The organism is Microvirga ossetica (assembly GCF_002741015.1).
GTDB classification, from domain to species: Bacteria; Pseudomonadota; Alphaproteobacteria; order Rhizobiales; family Beijerinckiaceae; genus Microvirga; species Microvirga ossetica.
In genome coordinates, this window is sequence record NZ_CP016616.1 from 3,616,628 (window position 1) to 3,632,286 (window position 15,659).

Below are 15,659 nucleotides of genomic sequence, written 5' to 3' on the forward strand. Positions count from 1 at the left end.
CCCCGTGCCTGGGTTGAACTCAGGGGGCAGGGGGATGTTCCAGGGTTTATTGTTGCGGTGCGACAACAAAAGAAAAGGCCCAGCTCGCGAGCTGGGCCTTGTAAATCCTGTCAGATGGTCTGGATCAGGTATCCATCTTCAATGCCGCGATGAAGGCTTCCTGCGGGATGTCGACCTTGCCGTATTGGCGCATCCGCTTCTTGCCTTCCTTCTGCTTGTCGAGCAGCTTGCGCTTGCGGGAAGCGTCGCCGCCGTAGCACTTGGCGGTCACATCCTTGCGCAGCGCACGGATGGTCTCGCGGGCGATGATCTTGCCGCCGATGGCCGCCTGCACCGGGATCTGGAACATGTGCGGCGGGATCAGTTCCTTCAGCTTCTCGCACATGGCGCGGCCACGGCCTTCGGCGCGGTCGCGGTGCACCAGCATCGAGAGCGCGTCCACCGGCTCGCCGTTCACCAGCACCGACATCTTCACGAGGTCGCCCTCGCGATAGTCTGAGATGTGGTAGTCGAAGGAAGCGTAGCCCTTCGAGACGGATTTCAGCCGGTCGTAGAAGTCGAACACCACCTCGTTGAGCGGCAGGTCATAGACCACCATGGCTCGCTTGCCGACATAGTTGAGGTCGATCTGGACGCCGCGCCGATCCTGGCAGAGCTTGAGCACGGCGCCGAGATAATCGTCGGGCGTGAGGATAGTGGCGCGGATCCACGGCTCCTCGATGGTTTCGATCTTCATCACATCCGGCATGTCGGCCGGGTTGTGCAACTCCATGGTCGTGCCGTCGCGCAGCTTGAGATGGTACACCACCGAAGGCGCGGTCGAGATGAGGTCGAGATTGAACTCGCGCTCCAGGCGCTCCTGGATGATCTCGAGATGCAGCAGGCCGAGGAAGCCGCAGCGGAAGCCGAAGCCGAGCGCGGCCGAGGTTTCCATCTCGTAGGAGAAGCTCGCATCGTTGAGGCGCAGTTTGCCCATGGCGCCGCGCAGGTTCTCGAAATCGGCGGCGTCGACCGGGAAGAGGCCGCAGAACACCACCGGCTGCACGGGCTTGAAGCCGGGCAGCGCCTGCGCCGTGGGCTTGCGCTCGTCGGTGATCGTGTCGCCGACGCGGGTATCGGCCACTTCCTTGATCGAGGCGGTGAAGAAGCCGACTTCGCCGGGGCCGAGCTGGGCCATTTCCTGCATCTTCGGCGAGAACACGCCGACGCGGTCGAGGCCGTAGGCAGCGCCGGTGCCCATCATCTTGATGGTCTGGCCCTTCTTCATGGTGCCGTCGACGATGCGCACGAGCACGACGACGCCGAGATAGGCGTCGTACCAGGAATCGACGAGCAGGGCTTTGAGCGGCGCGTTCGGGTCGCCCTTGGGCGGCGGGAGTTTCTTGACGATGGCCTCCAGCACGCCCTCGATGTTGAGGCCGGTCTTGGCCGAGATCGGCACGGCCTCCGAGGCATCGATGCCGATCACCTCCTCGATCTGCTCCTTGATCCGGTCCGGATCGGCGGCGGGCAGGTCGATCTTGTTGAGGACGGGGACGATCTCGTGGTTGGCGTCGATGGCCTGATAGACGTTGGCGAGCGTCTGCGCCTCCACGCCCTGGCTCGCATCGACCACCAGCAGCGAGCCTTCGCAGGCGGCTAGCGAGCGCGAGACCTCGTAGGCGAAGTCCACGTGGCCGGGGGTGTCCATCAGGTTCAGGATATAGGTCTTGCCGTCCTCGGCCTTGTATTCCAGGCGCACGGTCTGCGCCTTGATGGTGATGCCGCGCTCGCGCTCGATATCCATGTTGTCGAGCACCTGCTCCGTCATCTCGCGGGCGGAGAGCGCCCCCGTCGCCTGGATCAGGCGATCGGCGAGCGTCGACTTGCCGTGGTCGATATGGGCCACGATGGAGAAGTTGCGGATGTTGTCGAAGGTGCGTGCGGTCATAATTCTTCAAATATAAGAATGGTCAGGCCGCAATAGCAGGGCAGCCCCCCAAAGCCAAGGGAGGCCGGTGTCGCGCAGGTCGCCGGCTGGGTGAGGGAAGCGGAGAAGCAGGAAGAGGAGAGGGTGGCTCGTCATTCGTTGAGAGGCTCAGGCGCCTTCTCCCTCCCCCTTGTGGGGAGGGATAAAGGGTGGGGGTGTAGGCGCCCAACCTTCATAGGCTATCGCTCACACCCCCACCTCCAACTCCTCCCCACCGCAAGTCGGGTGTTCCCAACTTGCGGCAGGTCAAAGACAAGTCTCGGGCAAGCCCGAGGCTTGAGGGGAGGAGAGGAAGTCGCGCTTTACGAGGCAGACCTCAGAACGAGCTTAGCGGGCGCACTCCACGGGAACGCGCTGATCGGTGCCCTGGACCAGGACGGTGCGGCACGGAACGCCGTTGAACATGCGGATTTCGGTCGGGAAGGCGGAGGCCGGCGTTCCGGCGACGGGCGCCCCGGCGCGAGGAGCGACGAGAACGCTGCCGGTGGTCATCGGATCCATGCCGACCATCCCGGACGGAACAGCGCATTGCACCGGAATGCGCTGGTTGCTCTCTCGGTCGAGAATGGTGCGGCAGGGAACGCCGTTGATCGTCTGAATCTCGTGCGGAGCGGCATTCGGGAAGAGCGAGCCGGGTGTGCCGCTGGTCTGAGCCTGCGCAAGGCCGACGGTGCCGAGCATCACGAGGCCGGTTGTGGCGAGAATCTTCAAGGTCTTCAAGGAAACCTCCTGAATCGATGGGAATAGAGGCCGCTTTCGCGGACAGGAGGCTTAACGCCTGAGCGTGAGATGGTTTCCTTATATCGCGGCTTTATGTCGTGAAGCGGGGCCCTATCGGCCCTGTTCCAGGATGCGCGAGATCACCTTGGCGGTGTAGTCCACCATCGGCACGATCCGGGCATAGTTCAGGCGCGTTGGGCCGATCACGCCGAGAACGCCGACGATCTTCTGGCTGCCGTTGCGGAACGGAGCCGCGATCATCGAGGAGCCGGAGAGCGAGAACAGCTTGTTCTCCGAGCCGATGAAGATGCGCACGCCTTCGCCGCCCTCGGCCCGGCTCAGGAGGTCGATCACGTCGGTCTGGGTCTCGAGATCGGAGAAGAGCAGGCGGATGCGCTCCAGGTCCTCGACCGCCTTCAAATCGTCGAGGAGATTGGCCTGGCCGCGCACGATGAGCTGGCGGGAATCCGCGGGACCTGCCGTGGTGGCAAGCCCTGCCTCGACGAGCCGGGCGGTGAGGACATCGAGCTCGCGCTCCATGTCGCCGCGGCGCGCCACGACCTCGCGCTTGATGTCGCCGAGCGTCTTGCCCTGGATGCGGGCGTTGAGGAAGTTGCCGGCCTCCACCAGGGCGCCTGCCGGAAGGCCGGCCGGCAGGTCGAGGAGGCGGTTCTCCACCGAGCCGTCCTCGGAGACGAGCACCACCAGAGCGCGGGCCGGATCGAGCCGCACGAATTCGATATGCTTGAGGCGCGCATTGGACTTCGAGGTCACGACCACGCCGGCCCCGCGCGAAACGCCCGACAGCATGGCCGAGGCTTCGGCCAGGGCCGTTTCCAGGGTGTGGCCGGAGGCAGCGGCCCGCATCTGCGCCTCGATGCGCGCGCGCTCGTCGGAGGTGACGTCGCCGATCTCCATCATGGCATCGACGAAGAAGCGCAGGCCCGTTTCCGTCGGCAGGCGCCCGGCGCTGGTATGGGGTGCGAAGATCAGCCCCGCCGCCTCGAGATCGGCCATCACGTTGCGGATCGAGGCGGGGGAGAGCGCCATGGGCAGGATGCGCGAGAGATGGCGCGAGCCCACGGGCTCGCCGGTCGTCAGATAGCTCTCGACGATCTGGCGGAAGATTTCCCGGGAGCGGTCGTTCAGCTCCGCGATGGCGCGGGCTTCCGACAGGTGGGAAAAGGAACCGGTTGCATGCATCCGACGCGTTCTACGCTCTTTCGACAATAGGACCCTGCAGGTCAGCATTATGTGCGGGTCAGCGGGCCTTTAGGCAAGGCTTGACCCTTGCGCAAAGAGCCGCGGCGCTCCAAACAGGCGTGGAATCACTAAGTCCTCAAGGAGAAACCCGCCATGCGCCCGTCCAACCGCGCCCCCGACGAACTGCGTCCCGTGACCCTGGAACGCGGGGTTGCGCGCTATGCGGAAGGCTCCTGCCTCGTCTCCTTCGGCAACACCAAGGTGATCTGCACCGCCTCGCTCGAGGAAAAAGGCCCGCCGTGGTTGCGCGGCACCGGCCGTGGCTGGGTGACGGCGGAATATTCCATGCTGCCCCGCGCCACCCACGAGCGCACCCGCCGCGAGGTCAATTCCGGCAAACCTTCGGGCCGCACGCAGGAGATCCAGCGCCTGATCGGCCGCTCGCTCCGCGCTGTCGTCAACCTGCCCGCCATCGGCGAGAAGCAGATCGTGGTCGATTGTGACGTGATCCAGGCCGATGGCGGCACCCGCACCGCTTCCATCACCGGCGCCTGGGTGGCCCTGCACGAGTGCTTCACCTGGATGCAGAACCGCTCGATCATCTCGATCAACCCGCTGCGCGAGCCCGTCGCCGCGATCTCCTGCGGCATCTACCAGGGCAAGCCGGTGCTCGACCTCGACTACGCCGAGGATTCCGCCGCCGAGACCGACGCCAACTTCGTGATCACCGGCTCGGGCGGCATCGTCGAGGTCCAGGGCACCGCCGAGGGCAAGCCGTTCTCGGAAGAGGAATTCCTGAACCTCCTGCGTCTTGCCAAGGCGGGCGTGGCGCAGCTCGTCGATCTGCAGAAGAAGGCCGTGGCTTAAGGCACGGCCCTTTATGTCATCCCCGGCGGCCGAAGGCCGGGAGGGGATCCGTAACGCCGAGCATGCGGGTCGATTCCCTTCCCCTCCGCTGCGCTTCGGCCGGGAATGACATTGTTTGCCTGGAGAATTTGATATGCATCGTCCCCTGACCGGTAAGGTCGTGATCGCCACCCACAATGCCGGCAAGCTGCGCGAGATGCAGGAGCTGCTGGCGCCGTTCGGGGTGGAGGCGGTGTCGGCCGGCGCGCTCGGCCTGCCCGTGCCCGACGAGACGGGCCACATGTTCGCCGAGAATGCCGCCATCAAGGCGCATGCCGCCGCCAAGGCCACGGGGCTGCCGGCGCTCTCGGACGATTCCGGGCTCTGCGTCCATGCGCTCGACGGCGCGCCGGGCCTGTTCACGGCCGATTGGGCCGGGCCGAAGCGGGATTTTTACGCCGCCATGGAACGGGTGAAGCGCGAGCTCGACAAGCGCGAGGCGACGGATTCCAAAGCCCATTTCGTCTCCGCCCTCGTCATCGCCTGGCCCGACGGGCACGAGGAGCTGTTCGAAGGCCGCATCTTCGGCGAGGTGGTCTGGCCGCCGCGCGGCGACAAGGGTTTTGGCTACGATCCCATGTTCCAGCCCGACGGCTTTGCTGAGACCTTCGGCGAAATCTCCTCGGACGAGAAGCACGGCATCGACTGGTCGAAGCCGGAGCCCTCCGGCCTCTCGCATCGGGCGCGGGCCTTCGTGAAGCTCGCGGCGGGGTGTCTGAAGAAGGGATGAACTCGCTACTGTCATTCCGGGGCCGCGCAGCGGGGCCTGGAATCCATAACCGCTAACACCGCAGAAGCGGACACGACGCTGATCGTCGATTCCTGACACGTCGTGGTTATGGATTCCGGGCTCGCGCCAAAGGCGCGCCCCGGAATGACAGTGAGAAAAGCCCCTCAAAAGAAAAGAGCGCCCCGAAGGGCGCTCCGCTTGGCTTATGAGGCCGATCAGGCGTTCGCCGTACCGTTGCCGGCGCTGCGGCGCTTGGCCATGTAGGCGTCGAACTCCTCGCGGTCCTTGGCCCGCTTCAGCTCCTCGACGAAGTTGCGGAAGTCGCGGGCTTCCTCGTCGAGCTTGCGGCGCTCTTCCTCGAGGCGCTCGAGCTCGCTGCGGCGATAATCGTCGAAAGCCGCGTTGCCGGTGCTGGCGAAGCCGAAGCCGGCGGGGCCGCGGGATCGGAAGAGGTCGTCCTTGGCCCGGCCGAAGGTCTCATTCAGGAAGGCCTTGGCCTCGTCGTATTTCGGATATCCACACATTTTCCACACCAGATAGGCCAGAGCGAGCGGCCAGACGAAGATGAAGCCCAGGATGATGCCGGCGATCTCCAGTCCGCGGCCGGGCTTGCGCCCGCAGCGGCGGTGAGCGCCCTGGTTCCAGGGACCCGCGTGCGGGCCCGCATTCCAGGCGGCGGAGGCAGTATCAGACATCGAGATGGGTCCTATGTTAATGCTAACAACATTAACATGCGGATCGATTTTGGCGCTTTCAAGAGAGAGGCTGCGAAAAATCGGACGAAGCCTACGCTTTGCCTTTCAGGGCGCCATGAACGAGGGCGAGGACGCCGGCGCGCAGGAGTTCGTACTTGTCCGGCAGGCCAGGGCCTTTCGGCAACTGTCCGGCGGCATCGAGGGTGGCGATCCCGTGGGAGAGGGCCCAGACCTCGATGGCGATGAAGCGTACGTCGACGTTCTGAAAACCCTCCGGGAAGGTTTCCGAAAGGGCCTTTACCAGGAAGTCGAAGGCGGTGCCGGCAGGCTTGCCCCCGCTTTCCACAGCCTTGGCCCAGAACGGCCCGCAGGAGGCCTCGCTCTCGGCGGGCTTCGCCGAGAACATGGCAGCGTAGAAGCCCGGCTCCTGCTCGGCGAAGGCGAGATAGGCCTCGCCCATGCGGGTGAAGCGCTCGAGGGCGGTGCCTTCGCCTTGCAGGGCCCGCCCGAGGCGCTTGGCGAGCTCGTCATAGCCGCGGAAGGCGACCTCGGCCACCAGGGCGTCGCGGCCGCGGAAATGGCGGTAGAGCGCAGCCGGGGTGACGCCCACGAGCTTGGCCGCATCGGCCAGGGTGAACCCGCCGATCCCGCGCTCGGCAATGAAGCGCTGCGCCGCCTCGATCAGCGCCTCCTTCAGATTGCCGTGGTGATAGCCCTGCCGGTCGAACGGGCCGCGCCAATGCCGCATGGTGGATTCCTACTGCTCTACCCAGCGATCTTAAGTCCCCGCCGCTGCGGAAGCCAGAACCGATGGCTCCATAGGAGTGAACAACCACGTGAGGGGAGAGATCCGGAAAATTTTGAGCGCCGTTTCCCTCCCCCTTGCGGGCAGAGGCAGGGGTGGGGGTGGTATGACGGGGCGAGTCCGTCCCGTCATACCCGCTACGTCATCACCGGCCTTGTGCCGGCCATCCCAATACGGTGGAGCTCAGCGCTTTTCTTAATCGAGATCACCGGCACAAGGCCGGTGATGACGTCGAGAGAGCTACAAAGCACAGCGCTCCGACTTTACGACCCCCACCCTCAATCCCTCCCCGCAAGGTGGAGGGAAGCTTGAATCGCGACATCGCCACCCGTGACGTTCCCCCTTCGACCTGCCATATACGCCTCATGATCGATCATCCGACGCGCGATGTGGGCTTTGGAATCTATGTCCATTGGCCGTTCTGCGCCTCCAAATGTCCCTATTGCGACTTCAACAGCCATGTCCGCCACCAGCCGGTGGACCAGGAGCGGTTTCTCGCCGCCTTCCGGCGCGAGATCGCCCATACGGCCGCGCGCATTCCGGGGCGGACGGTCACGAGCATCTTTTTCGGCGGCGGCACGCCCTCGCTCATGAAGCCGGAGACCGTGGGCGCGATCCTCGATGCCGTCGGCGGCGCCTGGGCCATCGATCCCAACGCCGAAGTCACCCTTGAGGCCAATCCCACCAGCGTCGAGGCCGAGCGCTTTCGCGGCTACCGGGCGGCCGGCATCAATCGCGTGTCGCTCGGCGTCCAGGCGCTCAACGATCCCGACCTGAAGCGCCTAGGCCGCATGCATTCCGTCGACGAGGCTCTGGGCGCGGTGAAGATCGCGGCCTCCATCTTCGAGCGCTACTCCTTCGACCTGATCTACGCCCGTCCGGATCAGACGCCCCAAGCATGGGGCGCGGAGCTGGAGCGGGCGATCGCCCACGCGGTCGAGCACCTCTCGCTCTACCAGCTCACCATCGAGCCCGGCACCTGGTTCCAGCGTCTCTACGATGCCGGCAAGATCACCGTACCGGACGAGGAGACGGGCCGTGCGCTCTACGACATCACGCAGGAAACCTGCGAGAAGCACGGGCTGCCGTCCTACGAGATTTCCAATCATGCCAGGCCCGGCGCTGAATCGCGCCACAACCTGCTCTACTGGCGCTATGGCGAATATGCCGGCATCGGCCCGGGCGCCCATGGCCGTCTGGTGACGGGCAATGCGCGCCTTGCCACCGCGACGGAGAAGCATCCGGAAACGTGGCTAGGGCTCGTGGAGCGCGAGGGACACGGAATCATCGACGAGGAGGTTCTGACCTCGGAGGCCGAGGGCGACGAGTTCCTGCTCATGGGGTTGCGTCTGAAGGAGGGCGTCGATCCGCGCCGCTTCGAGGCGTTCACGGGCAAGTCGCTCAATCAACGCGGCTTACGGATCCTCGAAGAGGAAGGCCTGATCCAGGTCGACGGCTCCCGCCTCGCGGTGACGCCCAAGGGCTTTCCGGTGCTCAATGCGGTGATCGCGGAACTGGCGGCTTAAATACGCCAATGTCATTCCGGGGCCGCGTAGCGGAGCCCGGGATCCATAACCACGACCTTCGACCAGTTTGGGACCGTCAGCGGTTATGGATCCCCGCCTTCGCGGGGATGACAGCGTTGAGGTTCACGCACCAAGCTCTTTACGGGAACTCGGATCACCTGCGGCGTCCGGATGACGTCGTAGCTACTTCCTGATCTTGCCCTCGATCACGTCCCACACCGTCACCGCCAGATCCGGCCCGCCGAGGCGCTTGATGGCGCGAACGCCTGTCGGCGCCGTCACGTTGATCTCGGTGAGGTTGCCGTCGATCACGTCGATGCCCACCAGAATGAGGCCCATGCGCTTGAGATCCGGGCCGATGGTCTCGCAGATCTCGCGCTCGCGCGGCGTCAGGTCCGTAGGTTTCGCGGCGCCGCCGCGCACCATGTTGGAACGGATGTCATTCGCTGCCGGCACGCGGTTGATAGCGCCCGCCGCCTCGCCGTCGATGAGGATGATGCGCTTGTCGCCTTCCGTGATCTTCGGCAGGAAGCGCTGGATCACCCATGGCTCGCGGAACAGGTTAGCGAACAGGTCGTAGAGCGAGCCGAAATTAGGGTCCTCGCGCCCGACCTTGAACACGCTGGCGCCGCCATGGCCGTAGAGCGGCTTCATCACCACTTCGCCGTGCTCGCGCCGGAACTCCTCGATCTCCTCCTTGTCGCGGGAGATCAGCGTCGGCGGCATCAGGTGCGGGAACTTGGTGACGAAGATCTTTTCCGGCGCGTTGCGCACATGGGTCGGATCGTTGACCACGAGCGTTTTCGGATGGATGCGCTCCAGGAAATGGGTCGCGGTGATGTAGGCGAGATCGAAGGGCGGATCCTGGCGCATGAGCACCGCATCCACCGTCGACAGATCGATCCGCTCGGGCGTGCCCACGGTGAAGTGATCGCCCTCCACGTCGCGGGCCTCGATGGTCTCCGCCATGGCGATCACCTGGCCGTCGCGCAGGGACAGGCGGTCCGGCGTGTAGTGCAGCACCCGATGCCCCCGCCGCTGGGCTTCGAGGAGCAGCGCAAAGCCCGTATCGCCGGCGATCTTGATGCTGCGGATATGATCCATCTGGATCGCGACGGTGAGGGTCATGGGTCGGGCCTCCTGGAGCTGCTTCCATTGCCATGGAATCATCTCTTTACTTTGGGTTGCCGCATTTTTTGACGGCGAACCGGATCCACTTCGCCGAAAAATGCTCTAGGGAAGCAGGGTTATTGGCCTGAAAAGGCAGGATGGCAACTCTTCGGCTCGCCCGAATGAACGAAAGCAGGGGATCGGTGTTGTCGAACAGCCCCGCTTACGCTCCGCCCCTTGCGGATCCCCTCAAGCTTTTCCATGTGATGCTTCATGCCACGCCGCGCCCTTCTGATCGTCAACACCAAGAGCCGCAGCGGCGCCGCCCAGTGCGACATCGCCATGGAGCGCCTGAAGGATCATGGCATCGAGCCCGTTCATCTAGATTGCGGCCGGCGGGAGGACCTGTCGCCGCTCATCGTGGAGCATGCGAGGGACGTGGATTGCGCCATCGTCGGGGGCGGCGACGGCACCATCAATGCGGCGGCCTTCGGCGTCATCGAAGCGGGATTGCCCTTGGGGATCCTGCCGATGGGCACGGCCAACGACCTTGCGCGAACGCTCGGCATTCCCTTCGATCTCGATGGCGCCGCCGATGTCATCGCCGATGGCATCACCCGCAGGATCGATCTCGGCATCGTCAATGGCGAGCCGTTCTTCAACGTGGCGAGCCTCGGGCTCTCGGCGGAATTGGCGCAGAAGCTGACGCGGGACATCAAGCGCCGATGGGGGCGCCTCGGCTATGCCCTGGTGGCCCTGAACGTTCTGGCACACGCAAAGCCATTCCGGGCGACGATCGCCAGCGACACCGAAACCGTGCACGTGCGGACCCTGCAGATTGCGGTCGGCAACGGGCGCTTCTACGGCGGCGGCAATGCGGTGGAAAAGGATGCGGCCATCGACGACCAGCATCTCGATCTCTACAGCCTGGAGCTGGATCGCGCCTGGAAGCTCGCCCTGATGGCGCGCTCGTTCCGCTACGGTCAGCATGGCGCCTGGGAAGAGGTGCGGGCGGTCCGGGCCCAGGAGTTCGACATTCGCACGCGCAGGCCGAGGCCCGTCAATGCGGATGGCGAGATCGTGACCCAGACGCCCGCCCATTTCTCGATCCGGCCGGCGGCCGTGACTGTCTTCGCACCCAAGACCTAGCACTCAGTGCCGGCCGCAGCGGACGGCGTCCTCGATGTTGCCGTGGCTGATGCCGATATCGTGCAGGGCCGCCTCGTCGAGGGTGCCGACCTCGCGCAGGGCCCGGCGGATCTCGATCTCATGCATGAGCGACGCGAAGAAGCTCCTGATGCGCGAGTTCTTGGGCGCCGGCTTCTCGGAGGTCCAATCGCAGGTGGTGGAATAGGCGGTCATGGCTCATCTCCTCTTGTTCGATGAGAAGATGATGGGCCTAGGCCTTGCATAAGTGAAACGAATGTTCATTATATTGAGAATAACGATCACTTATTGAGGCCGACCATGGCACGCAATCTCGATGTCAGCCTTCTCAGGGCTTTCGTGGCAGTGGTGGATGCCGGCGGAATGACCGCCGCGACCGGCGTTCTCAACCTGACCCAGGCCGCCGTGAGCCAGCAGATCAAGCGGCTCGAGGAGACGCTCGGCGAGGAACTCATCACCCGCGACCGGCGCGGCATGAAGCTCACGACCGCCGGCGAGCGCCTTTTCGGGCGGGCGAAAAGGATGCTGGCCTTGAATGACGAAATCTGGACCGAGATGACCACGCCGGAATTCGAGGGTGAGGTGCGGCTCGGCATCCCGAGCGACATCATCACCACCTATCTGCCGACCTTTCTCAAGGATTTCGCGCGCCGCTACCCGCGCGTGCAGATCTCGCTCAACAGCGGCTCCAGCGCATCGCTCCGCTCGAAGCTCTATGGCGGCAAGGTCGATGTGGTGCTCGCCACCGAGATGGCCTGCGATGCCGATGGCGAGAACCTCGTCATGGACCGTCTCGTCTGGGTCGGCGCCCGCGGCGGCGATGCGGCGCGCCAGCGTCCGCTGCCGGTCTCCATCGGCTGCTCCGACTGCGCCTTCCGCGCCCCGATCCGCGAGGTGCTGCAGAAGGCCGGCATCGAATGGCGCTCGGTCTCGGAGGTCACGAACACGTCGGCTCAGGTGGCGACGGTTGCCGCCGACATCGCGGTGATGGCGTGGATGGCCTCGACCATTCCGAACGGCTTCGAGGTGCTGGGCCCTGAATCCGGCCTGCCGTCGCTTCCGCCCTTCATGGTCAATCTCTACCTGCCGCGCGACGGCGGCAGCCACGTCGTGCAGGAACTGGCGCGGCATATCCGCGAGGCGGTCGCAGACCGGCACCGGATGGCGGCTTAAGGAGCATGAGGCCAGGGCGCTTTCCGCATTCTCCACTGTCTTTCCGGGGCCGCGTAAGCGGAGCCCGGAATCCATAACCGCTAACGTTGCAAGAAGAATGTAGCGGCATCAGAAGCGCCATTCTCGATCACTGTCGTGTTTATGGATTCCGGGCTCGGCTCTACGAGCCGCCCCGGAATGACAATGGGCTGCTGCAGCCCCTCACTGCATCTCCAGCTCGAATGCGCTCACGATGTGCTGCGGCCATCGTCTCCGTGCGATGAACACCGCGTCGGCGCGCCATGTCTTGGTCGCGGCCCAATCGTTGCGCGAGAGCCAGGCGCGTGCGGTGCGGGAGAAGCGCTGGCGCTTGCGGGCGGTGATGGCGATGAGGGCATTGTCCATGAGCCCGCGCGCCTTCACCTCGACGAAGGCGATGGTGTCGCCGCGCATGACGATCAGGTCGATCTCGCCGCCGGAGGACGCATAGCGGCGTGCCAGCGGGCGATAGCCTTTCATCACGAGAAACAGCAGCGCGACCCATTCGGCGCGATGGCCGCGCTGAAAAGTCGCGCGGCGGCGTTCAAGCGCGCTCTTCATGCGTCCTTTTTCGCGAGGATCAAAGCGCGGGCATAGACCTCGCGCTTGGGCAGGTCGAGTTCGGCTGCGACGAGCGCCGCGGCGTCCTTGATCGAGTGGTTCTTCAGCGCCGCTTCGAGCCTGCCGTTGAGGGCCGCATCGGCCTCCGCCGCATGCATCGCCTTCGTCGCTTCGCCAATCAGCACCACGATCTCGCCCTTCGGCGGACCTTCCTCGGCGAATTGCCGCGCCAGTTCCGGCAGGGGACCGCGCCGGATCGTCTCGAACATCTTGGTGAGCTCGCGCGCCACCACGGCCTGCCGCTCGCCGAGCACGTCGGCGGCGTCCGCCAGCATTTCGGGCAGGCGGTGCGGGCCCTCGAACAGCATGAGCGTGCCGGGGATCGCGCCGATCTCGGCCAGCCGCGTGCGGCGCGCGGCGCTCTTCGGCGGCAGGAAGCCTTCGAAGAAGAAGCGGTCGGTGGGCAGGCCCGAGGCGACGAGCGCGGTGAGCACGGCGGAGGGGCCGGGGATCGGGGTGACGGGCAAGCCTTCCTCGATCGCCGCCTGCACGAGCCTGTAGCCGGGATCCGACACGAGCGGCGTGCCCGCGTCCGAGACCAGGGCCAAGGCCTGCCCTTCCTTAATCCGGTGGACCATGCGTTCGCGCACGGCATCGTTGGAATGCTCGTGATAGGAGACGAGCGGCGTGGTGATGCCGTAATGGGCGAGCAGCGTCTTCGTCACCCGTGTGTCCTCGGCCAGGACCGCATCGGCGGCGGCAAGCACGTTCAGCGCGCGGAACGACACATCCTGCAGGTTGCCGATGGGGGTCGCGACCACATAGAGGCCGGGCGTGAGGGGCTTGGCTTCGGCAGCAAGGCCGAAGGCGGTGAAAGTGGCGGTCCGTTCGGTCGGCTCGCGCCGCTTGGTCCGGTTGTCGATTCTCTGGCTCATCGTCGGTCACTGTCGCATGAAGGCCATCCCTGCAAAAGCCGGGTTGTCGAGCCTGAAATCCTGCATTGGAAACAATGTTTACTTTTTGCTGTCACGCTGCGCGGTGACTGAAGCTGTTTCCAAAGGGGGTGGAGATGGCGCGCGTAGGGTCGAGTACAGCCGCGTGGCCTGCGGGCCGCGTTGCATGGGTTGCAGTTCTGGCCGGGTCGCTCGCCCTCGCCGGATGCGTCGGATCGAGCCGGCTGTCGCCACCACGCAAGGCAAGCCAGCCCGTTTCCGCTCCGGCATCGGCCGAGCCAGCTTACGCTGCGGGGCCACCGCCGGGCGCGCCGCTCGGTGGCGAAATCCGCATCAGCTCAGGACCCGTCAAGGTCGCCCTGATCCTGCCCATGACCGGGGCGGGGCAGGGGGCCGTGGTGGCGCAGAGCATGCGCAACGCCGCCGAACTGGCGCTCGGCGAATCCCAGGGCTCCGACATCACCCTCCTCGTGAAGGACGATCTCGGCACGCCGGAAGGCGCGCAGGCGGCCGCGCAGCAGGCCTTGGCGGAGGGCGCCGAGCTCATCGTCGGCCCGCTCTTTGCCGGTTCCGTCCAGGCGGCGGGGCAGGTGGCGCGCGAGCGCGGCAGAGCCGTCATCGGCTTCTCGTCCGATGCGGGCGTCGCCAGCCAGGGCGTCTATCTCCTGAGCTTCCTCGTGCAGGAGGAGGTCGACCGCATCGTCTCCTTCGCAGCGTCCCAAGGCCGGCGCTCCATCGCTGCCCTGATCCCGGAGACGCAATACGGTCGCGTGGCCGAGGCGCGGCTGCAGCAGGCGGCGTCGCGGCAGGGCATCCGCATCGTCGCGCTCGAGCATTATCCGCCGGGGCAGCCGCAGGTCGGCGTGCAGCGCATCGCCCCTATCATCGGCGGCGCAGCGCCCCAGGCCGATGCGCTGTTCGTGCCCGACAACGGCGACGGCCTTCCCGCCGTCGCGCAGGCGCTGCAGGTTGCGGGCTTCGATCCGATGCGCGTCAAGCCCCTCGGCACGGGCGTGTGGAACGAGCCGCGCGTCCTCGGGCTTCCCGCACTGCAGGGCGGCTGGTTCGCAACGCCCGACAACCGCGGCTTCGAGGCCTTCGCCGAACGCTACCGCGCGCGCTTCAACACCGATCCGATCCGTCTTGCGACGCTGTCCTATGATGCGGTAACGCTCGCCGCCGCCCTGGCGCGGATGCAGGGCGTGCAGGGATTCAGCGAGGCCATGCTCACCAATCCGGCGGGCTTCGCCGGCGCCGACGGCGTCTTCCGCTTCAACCCGGACGGCACCAACAGCCGCTCGCTCACCGTGCAGGAAATCCGCGGCGGCACCGCGGTCGCGATCAGCGGCGCACCGCGAACCTTGGTGGCTGGGAACTAGAAACATCTCCGCTTCCTCAACCTTACCCTTGGCATCCCCCACGTCATCGCCGAGGGAAAAGCCATCCTTGGCCCTCATCCTGAGGAGGTCGCGCAGCAACCGTCTCGAAGGAGGTTCCAGCGCGCACTGGATCCTCCTTCGAGACGCAGACTTACGTCTGCTCCTCAGGATGAGGTGAGAGAATTGGCCAAGCCATCAGGATGACGGCAGTGCGAAGCAGCAACCCTACTTGCGCGTCAGGGTCGCACTCAGCTCCGGCTTGTTATTGAGGCTCTGGAACACGACGCAGTAGCGCTCGGTGAGCTTGAGCAGCTGGTCGACCTTTTCCTGCGGCGCATCGGTGTCGACCTCGAAGGAGAGGCGGATGTTCCTGAAGCCCACGGGCGCGGTCTTGTCGACGCCCAGCGTGCCGCGGAAATCGAGGTCGCCTTCCGCCTTCACGGCGCCATGGCGCAGATCGATTTCAAGCGCGGTCGCCACCGCTTTCAAGGTCACGCCGGCGCAGGCGACGAGCGCTTCGAGCAGCATGTCGCCGGAGCACAGCTCCGCGCCGGATCCGCCGGTGGCGGGGTGCAGGCCCGCGACCGCGAGCGCGCGGCCGGCCTCGACCTTGCAGGCGATGTGCTGGTCATCGAGCGTGCCCTGCGCCTTCAGGGTGATGACGGCGGAGTCCGGGTCGCTGCGGTACTGGTCCTTCAACGGCGCCTGAAGGGCGCGAAGCGCGGTCGCATCCATGATTTTCGT

General features: G+C 65.5%; 16 protein-coding genes. 6 read left to right on the forward strand and 10 right to left on the reverse strand.

Annotated features, from left to right (window positions below):
• Positions 1-124: 124 nt before the first annotated feature.
• From lepA to hrcA, 3 genes are all read right to left on the reverse strand, one after another.
• A complete protein-coding gene (lepA, locus tag BB934_RS17145) occupies positions 125-1,930 on the reverse strand; it encodes a translation elongation factor 4 (RefSeq protein ID WP_099510722.1) in 1,806 nt (601 codons plus the stop codon).
• Positions 1,931-2,296: 366 nt separating this feature from the next.
• Positions 2,297-2,689, reverse strand: a complete 393-nt coding sequence (locus tag BB934_RS17150) for a hypothetical protein (protein WP_099510723.1) — start codon at positions 2,687-2,689, stop codon at positions 2,297-2,299.
• A gap of 111 nt (positions 2,690-2,800) precedes the next feature.
• Complete coding sequence (hrcA, locus tag BB934_RS17155) at positions 2,801-3,892, reverse strand: heat-inducible transcriptional repressor HrcA (RefSeq protein ID WP_099510724.1); 1,092 nt, start codon at positions 3,890-3,892, stop codon at positions 2,801-2,803.
• 153 nt (positions 3,893-4,045) lie between these two features.
• Here hrcA and rph point away from each other — a divergent pair, with 153 nt between their 5' ends.
• Both rph and BB934_RS17165 read left to right on the forward strand, forming a co-directional pair.
• Positions 4,046-4,759, forward strand: coding sequence for a ribonuclease PH (gene rph / locus BB934_RS17160; protein ID WP_099510725.1), 714 nt, complete (start codon positions 4,046-4,048; stop codon positions 4,757-4,759).
• A gap of 133 nt (positions 4,760-4,892) precedes the next feature.
• Positions 4,893-5,528, forward strand: coding sequence for a non-canonical purine NTP pyrophosphatase (locus BB934_RS17165; protein WP_099510726.1), 636 nt, complete (start codon positions 4,893-4,895; stop codon positions 5,526-5,528).
• A gap of 215 nt (positions 5,529-5,743) precedes the next feature.
• Here the strand turns inward: BB934_RS17165 and BB934_RS17170 are convergent, their stop codons facing one another.
• Positions 5,744-6,223, reverse strand: a complete 480-nt coding sequence (locus BB934_RS17170; protein WP_099510727.1) for a DUF2852 domain-containing protein — start codon at positions 6,221-6,223, stop codon at positions 5,744-5,746.
• Between the two features lie 91 nt (positions 6,224-6,314).
• Complete coding sequence (locus tag BB934_RS17175; RefSeq protein ID WP_099510728.1) at positions 6,315-6,971, reverse strand: TetR/AcrR family transcriptional regulator; 657 nt, start codon at positions 6,969-6,971, stop codon at positions 6,315-6,317.
• A gap of 422 nt (positions 6,972-7,393) precedes the next feature.
• On the opposite strand from BB934_RS17175, the gene hemW reads away from it, so the two are divergent.
• A complete protein-coding gene (gene hemW, locus BB934_RS17180) occupies positions 7,394-8,554 on the forward strand; it encodes a radical SAM family heme chaperone HemW (protein ID WP_099512949.1) in 1,161 nt (386 codons plus the stop codon).
• A 183-nt stretch (positions 8,555-8,737) separates the two neighbouring features.
• Here hemW and gshB read toward each other — a convergent pair whose 3' ends face one another.
• Positions 8,738-9,682 (reverse strand): glutathione synthase, encoded by a 945-nt coding sequence (gene gshB, locus BB934_RS17185; RefSeq protein WP_099510729.1) that lies wholly within the window; start codon positions 9,680-9,682, stop codon positions 8,738-8,740.
• Between the two features lie 255 nt (positions 9,683-9,937).
• On the opposite strand from gshB, the gene BB934_RS17190 reads away from it, so the two are divergent.
• Complete coding sequence (locus BB934_RS17190) at positions 9,938-10,813, forward strand: lipid kinase (RefSeq protein WP_099510730.1); 876 nt, start codon at positions 9,938-9,940, stop codon at positions 10,811-10,813.
• 3 nt (positions 10,814-10,816) lie between these two features.
• Here the strand turns inward: BB934_RS17190 and BB934_RS49125 are convergent, their stop codons facing one another.
• Positions 10,817-11,026, reverse strand: a complete 210-nt coding sequence (locus BB934_RS49125; protein ID WP_237049997.1) for a YjiS-like domain-containing protein — start codon at positions 11,024-11,026, stop codon at positions 10,817-10,819.
• A 105-nt stretch (positions 11,027-11,131) separates the two neighbouring features.
• Here BB934_RS49125 and BB934_RS17200 point away from each other — a divergent pair, with 105 nt between their 5' ends.
• Positions 11,132-12,004 carry a LysR family transcriptional regulator gene (locus BB934_RS17200; protein WP_099510731.1) on the forward strand — a complete coding sequence of 291 codons (873 nt, stop codon included), beginning with the start codon at positions 11,132-11,134 and terminating at the stop codon, positions 12,002-12,004.
• Positions 12,005-12,205: 201 nt separating this feature from the next.
• Here BB934_RS17200 and BB934_RS17205 read toward each other — a convergent pair whose 3' ends face one another.
• Together BB934_RS17205 and rsmI are read right to left on the reverse strand one after the other, a co-directional pair.
• Positions 12,206-12,583 carry a YraN family protein gene (locus BB934_RS17205; RefSeq protein WP_099510732.1) on the reverse strand — a complete coding sequence of 126 codons (378 nt, stop codon included), beginning with the start codon at positions 12,581-12,583 and terminating at the stop codon, positions 12,206-12,208.
• Positions 12,580-13,518: a 16S rRNA (cytidine(1402)-2'-O)-methyltransferase gene (gene rsmI / locus BB934_RS17210; protein ID WP_099510733.1), complete on the reverse strand. Its 939-nt coding sequence runs from the start codon at positions 13,516-13,518 to the stop codon at positions 12,580-12,582. The genes BB934_RS17205 and rsmI overlap by 4 nt, the downstream gene beginning before the upstream one ends.
• Positions 13,519-13,652: 134 nt before the next feature.
• Between rsmI and BB934_RS17215 the strand changes: the two genes are divergently transcribed.
• Positions 13,653-14,915, forward strand: a complete 1,263-nt coding sequence (locus tag BB934_RS17215) for a penicillin-binding protein activator (protein ID WP_099510734.1) — start codon at positions 13,653-13,655, stop codon at positions 14,913-14,915.
• A 225-nt stretch (positions 14,916-15,140) separates the two neighbouring features.
• On the opposite strand, the gene BB934_RS17220 is transcribed toward BB934_RS17215, so the two are convergent.
• Positions 15,141-15,650, reverse strand: coding sequence for an OsmC family protein (locus BB934_RS17220; RefSeq protein ID WP_099510735.1), 510 nt, complete (start codon positions 15,648-15,650; stop codon positions 15,141-15,143).
• Between the last annotated feature and the right edge of the window lie 9 nt (positions 15,651-15,659).

Excerpts from the sequence above, each read along its gene's own strand:
- gshB (WP_099510729.1), bottom strand. The coding sequence starts at position 9,682 with ATGACCCTCACCGTCGCGATCCAGATGGATCATATCCGCAGCATCAAG.
- BB934_RS17215 (WP_099510734.1), top strand. The coding sequence starts at position 13,653 with ATGGCGCGCGTAGGGTCGAGTACAGCCGCGTGGCCTGCGGGCCGCGTT.
- hemW (WP_099512949.1), top strand. The coding sequence starts at position 7,394 with ATGATCGATCATCCGACGCGCGATGTGGGCTTTGGAATCTATGTCCAT.
- hrcA (WP_099510724.1), bottom strand. The coding sequence starts at position 3,892 with ATGCATGCAACCGGTTCCTTTTCCCACCTGTCGGAAGCCCGCGCCATC.
- BB934_RS17170 (WP_099510727.1), bottom strand. The coding sequence starts at position 6,223 with ATGTCTGATACTGCCTCCGCCGCCTGGAATGCGGGCCCGCACGCGGGT.
- BB934_RS17200 (WP_099510731.1), top strand. The coding sequence starts at position 11,132 with ATGGCACGCAATCTCGATGTCAGCCTTCTCAGGGCTTTCGTGGCAGTG.
- BB934_RS17220 (WP_099510735.1), bottom strand. The coding sequence starts at position 15,650 with ATGGATGCGACCGCGCTTCGCGCCCTTCAGGCGCCGTTGAAGGACCAG.
- BB934_RS17175 (WP_099510728.1), bottom strand. The coding sequence starts at position 6,971 with ATGCGGCATTGGCGCGGCCCGTTCGACCGGCAGGGCTATCACCACGGC.
- rsmI (WP_099510733.1), bottom strand. The coding sequence starts at position 13,518 with ATGAGCCAGAGAATCGACAACCGGACCAAGCGGCGCGAGCCGACCGAA.
- BB934_RS17205 (WP_099510732.1), bottom strand. The coding sequence starts at position 12,583 with ATGAAGAGCGCGCTTGAACGCCGCCGCGCGACTTTTCAGCGCGGCCAT.
- rph (WP_099510725.1), top strand. The coding sequence starts at position 4,046 with ATGCGCCCGTCCAACCGCGCCCCCGACGAACTGCGTCCCGTGACCCTG.
- BB934_RS17165 (WP_099510726.1), top strand. The coding sequence starts at position 4,893 with ATGCATCGTCCCCTGACCGGTAAGGTCGTGATCGCCACCCACAATGCC.
- BB934_RS49125 (WP_237049997.1), bottom strand. The coding sequence starts at position 11,026 with ATGACCGCCTATTCCACCACCTGCGATTGGACCTCCGAGAAGCCGGCG.
- BB934_RS17190 (WP_099510730.1), top strand. The coding sequence starts at position 9,938 with ATGCCACGCCGCGCCCTTCTGATCGTCAACACCAAGAGCCGCAGCGGC.
- lepA (WP_099510722.1), bottom strand. The coding sequence starts at position 1,930 with ATGACCGCACGCACCTTCGACAACATCCGCAACTTCTCCATCGTGGCC.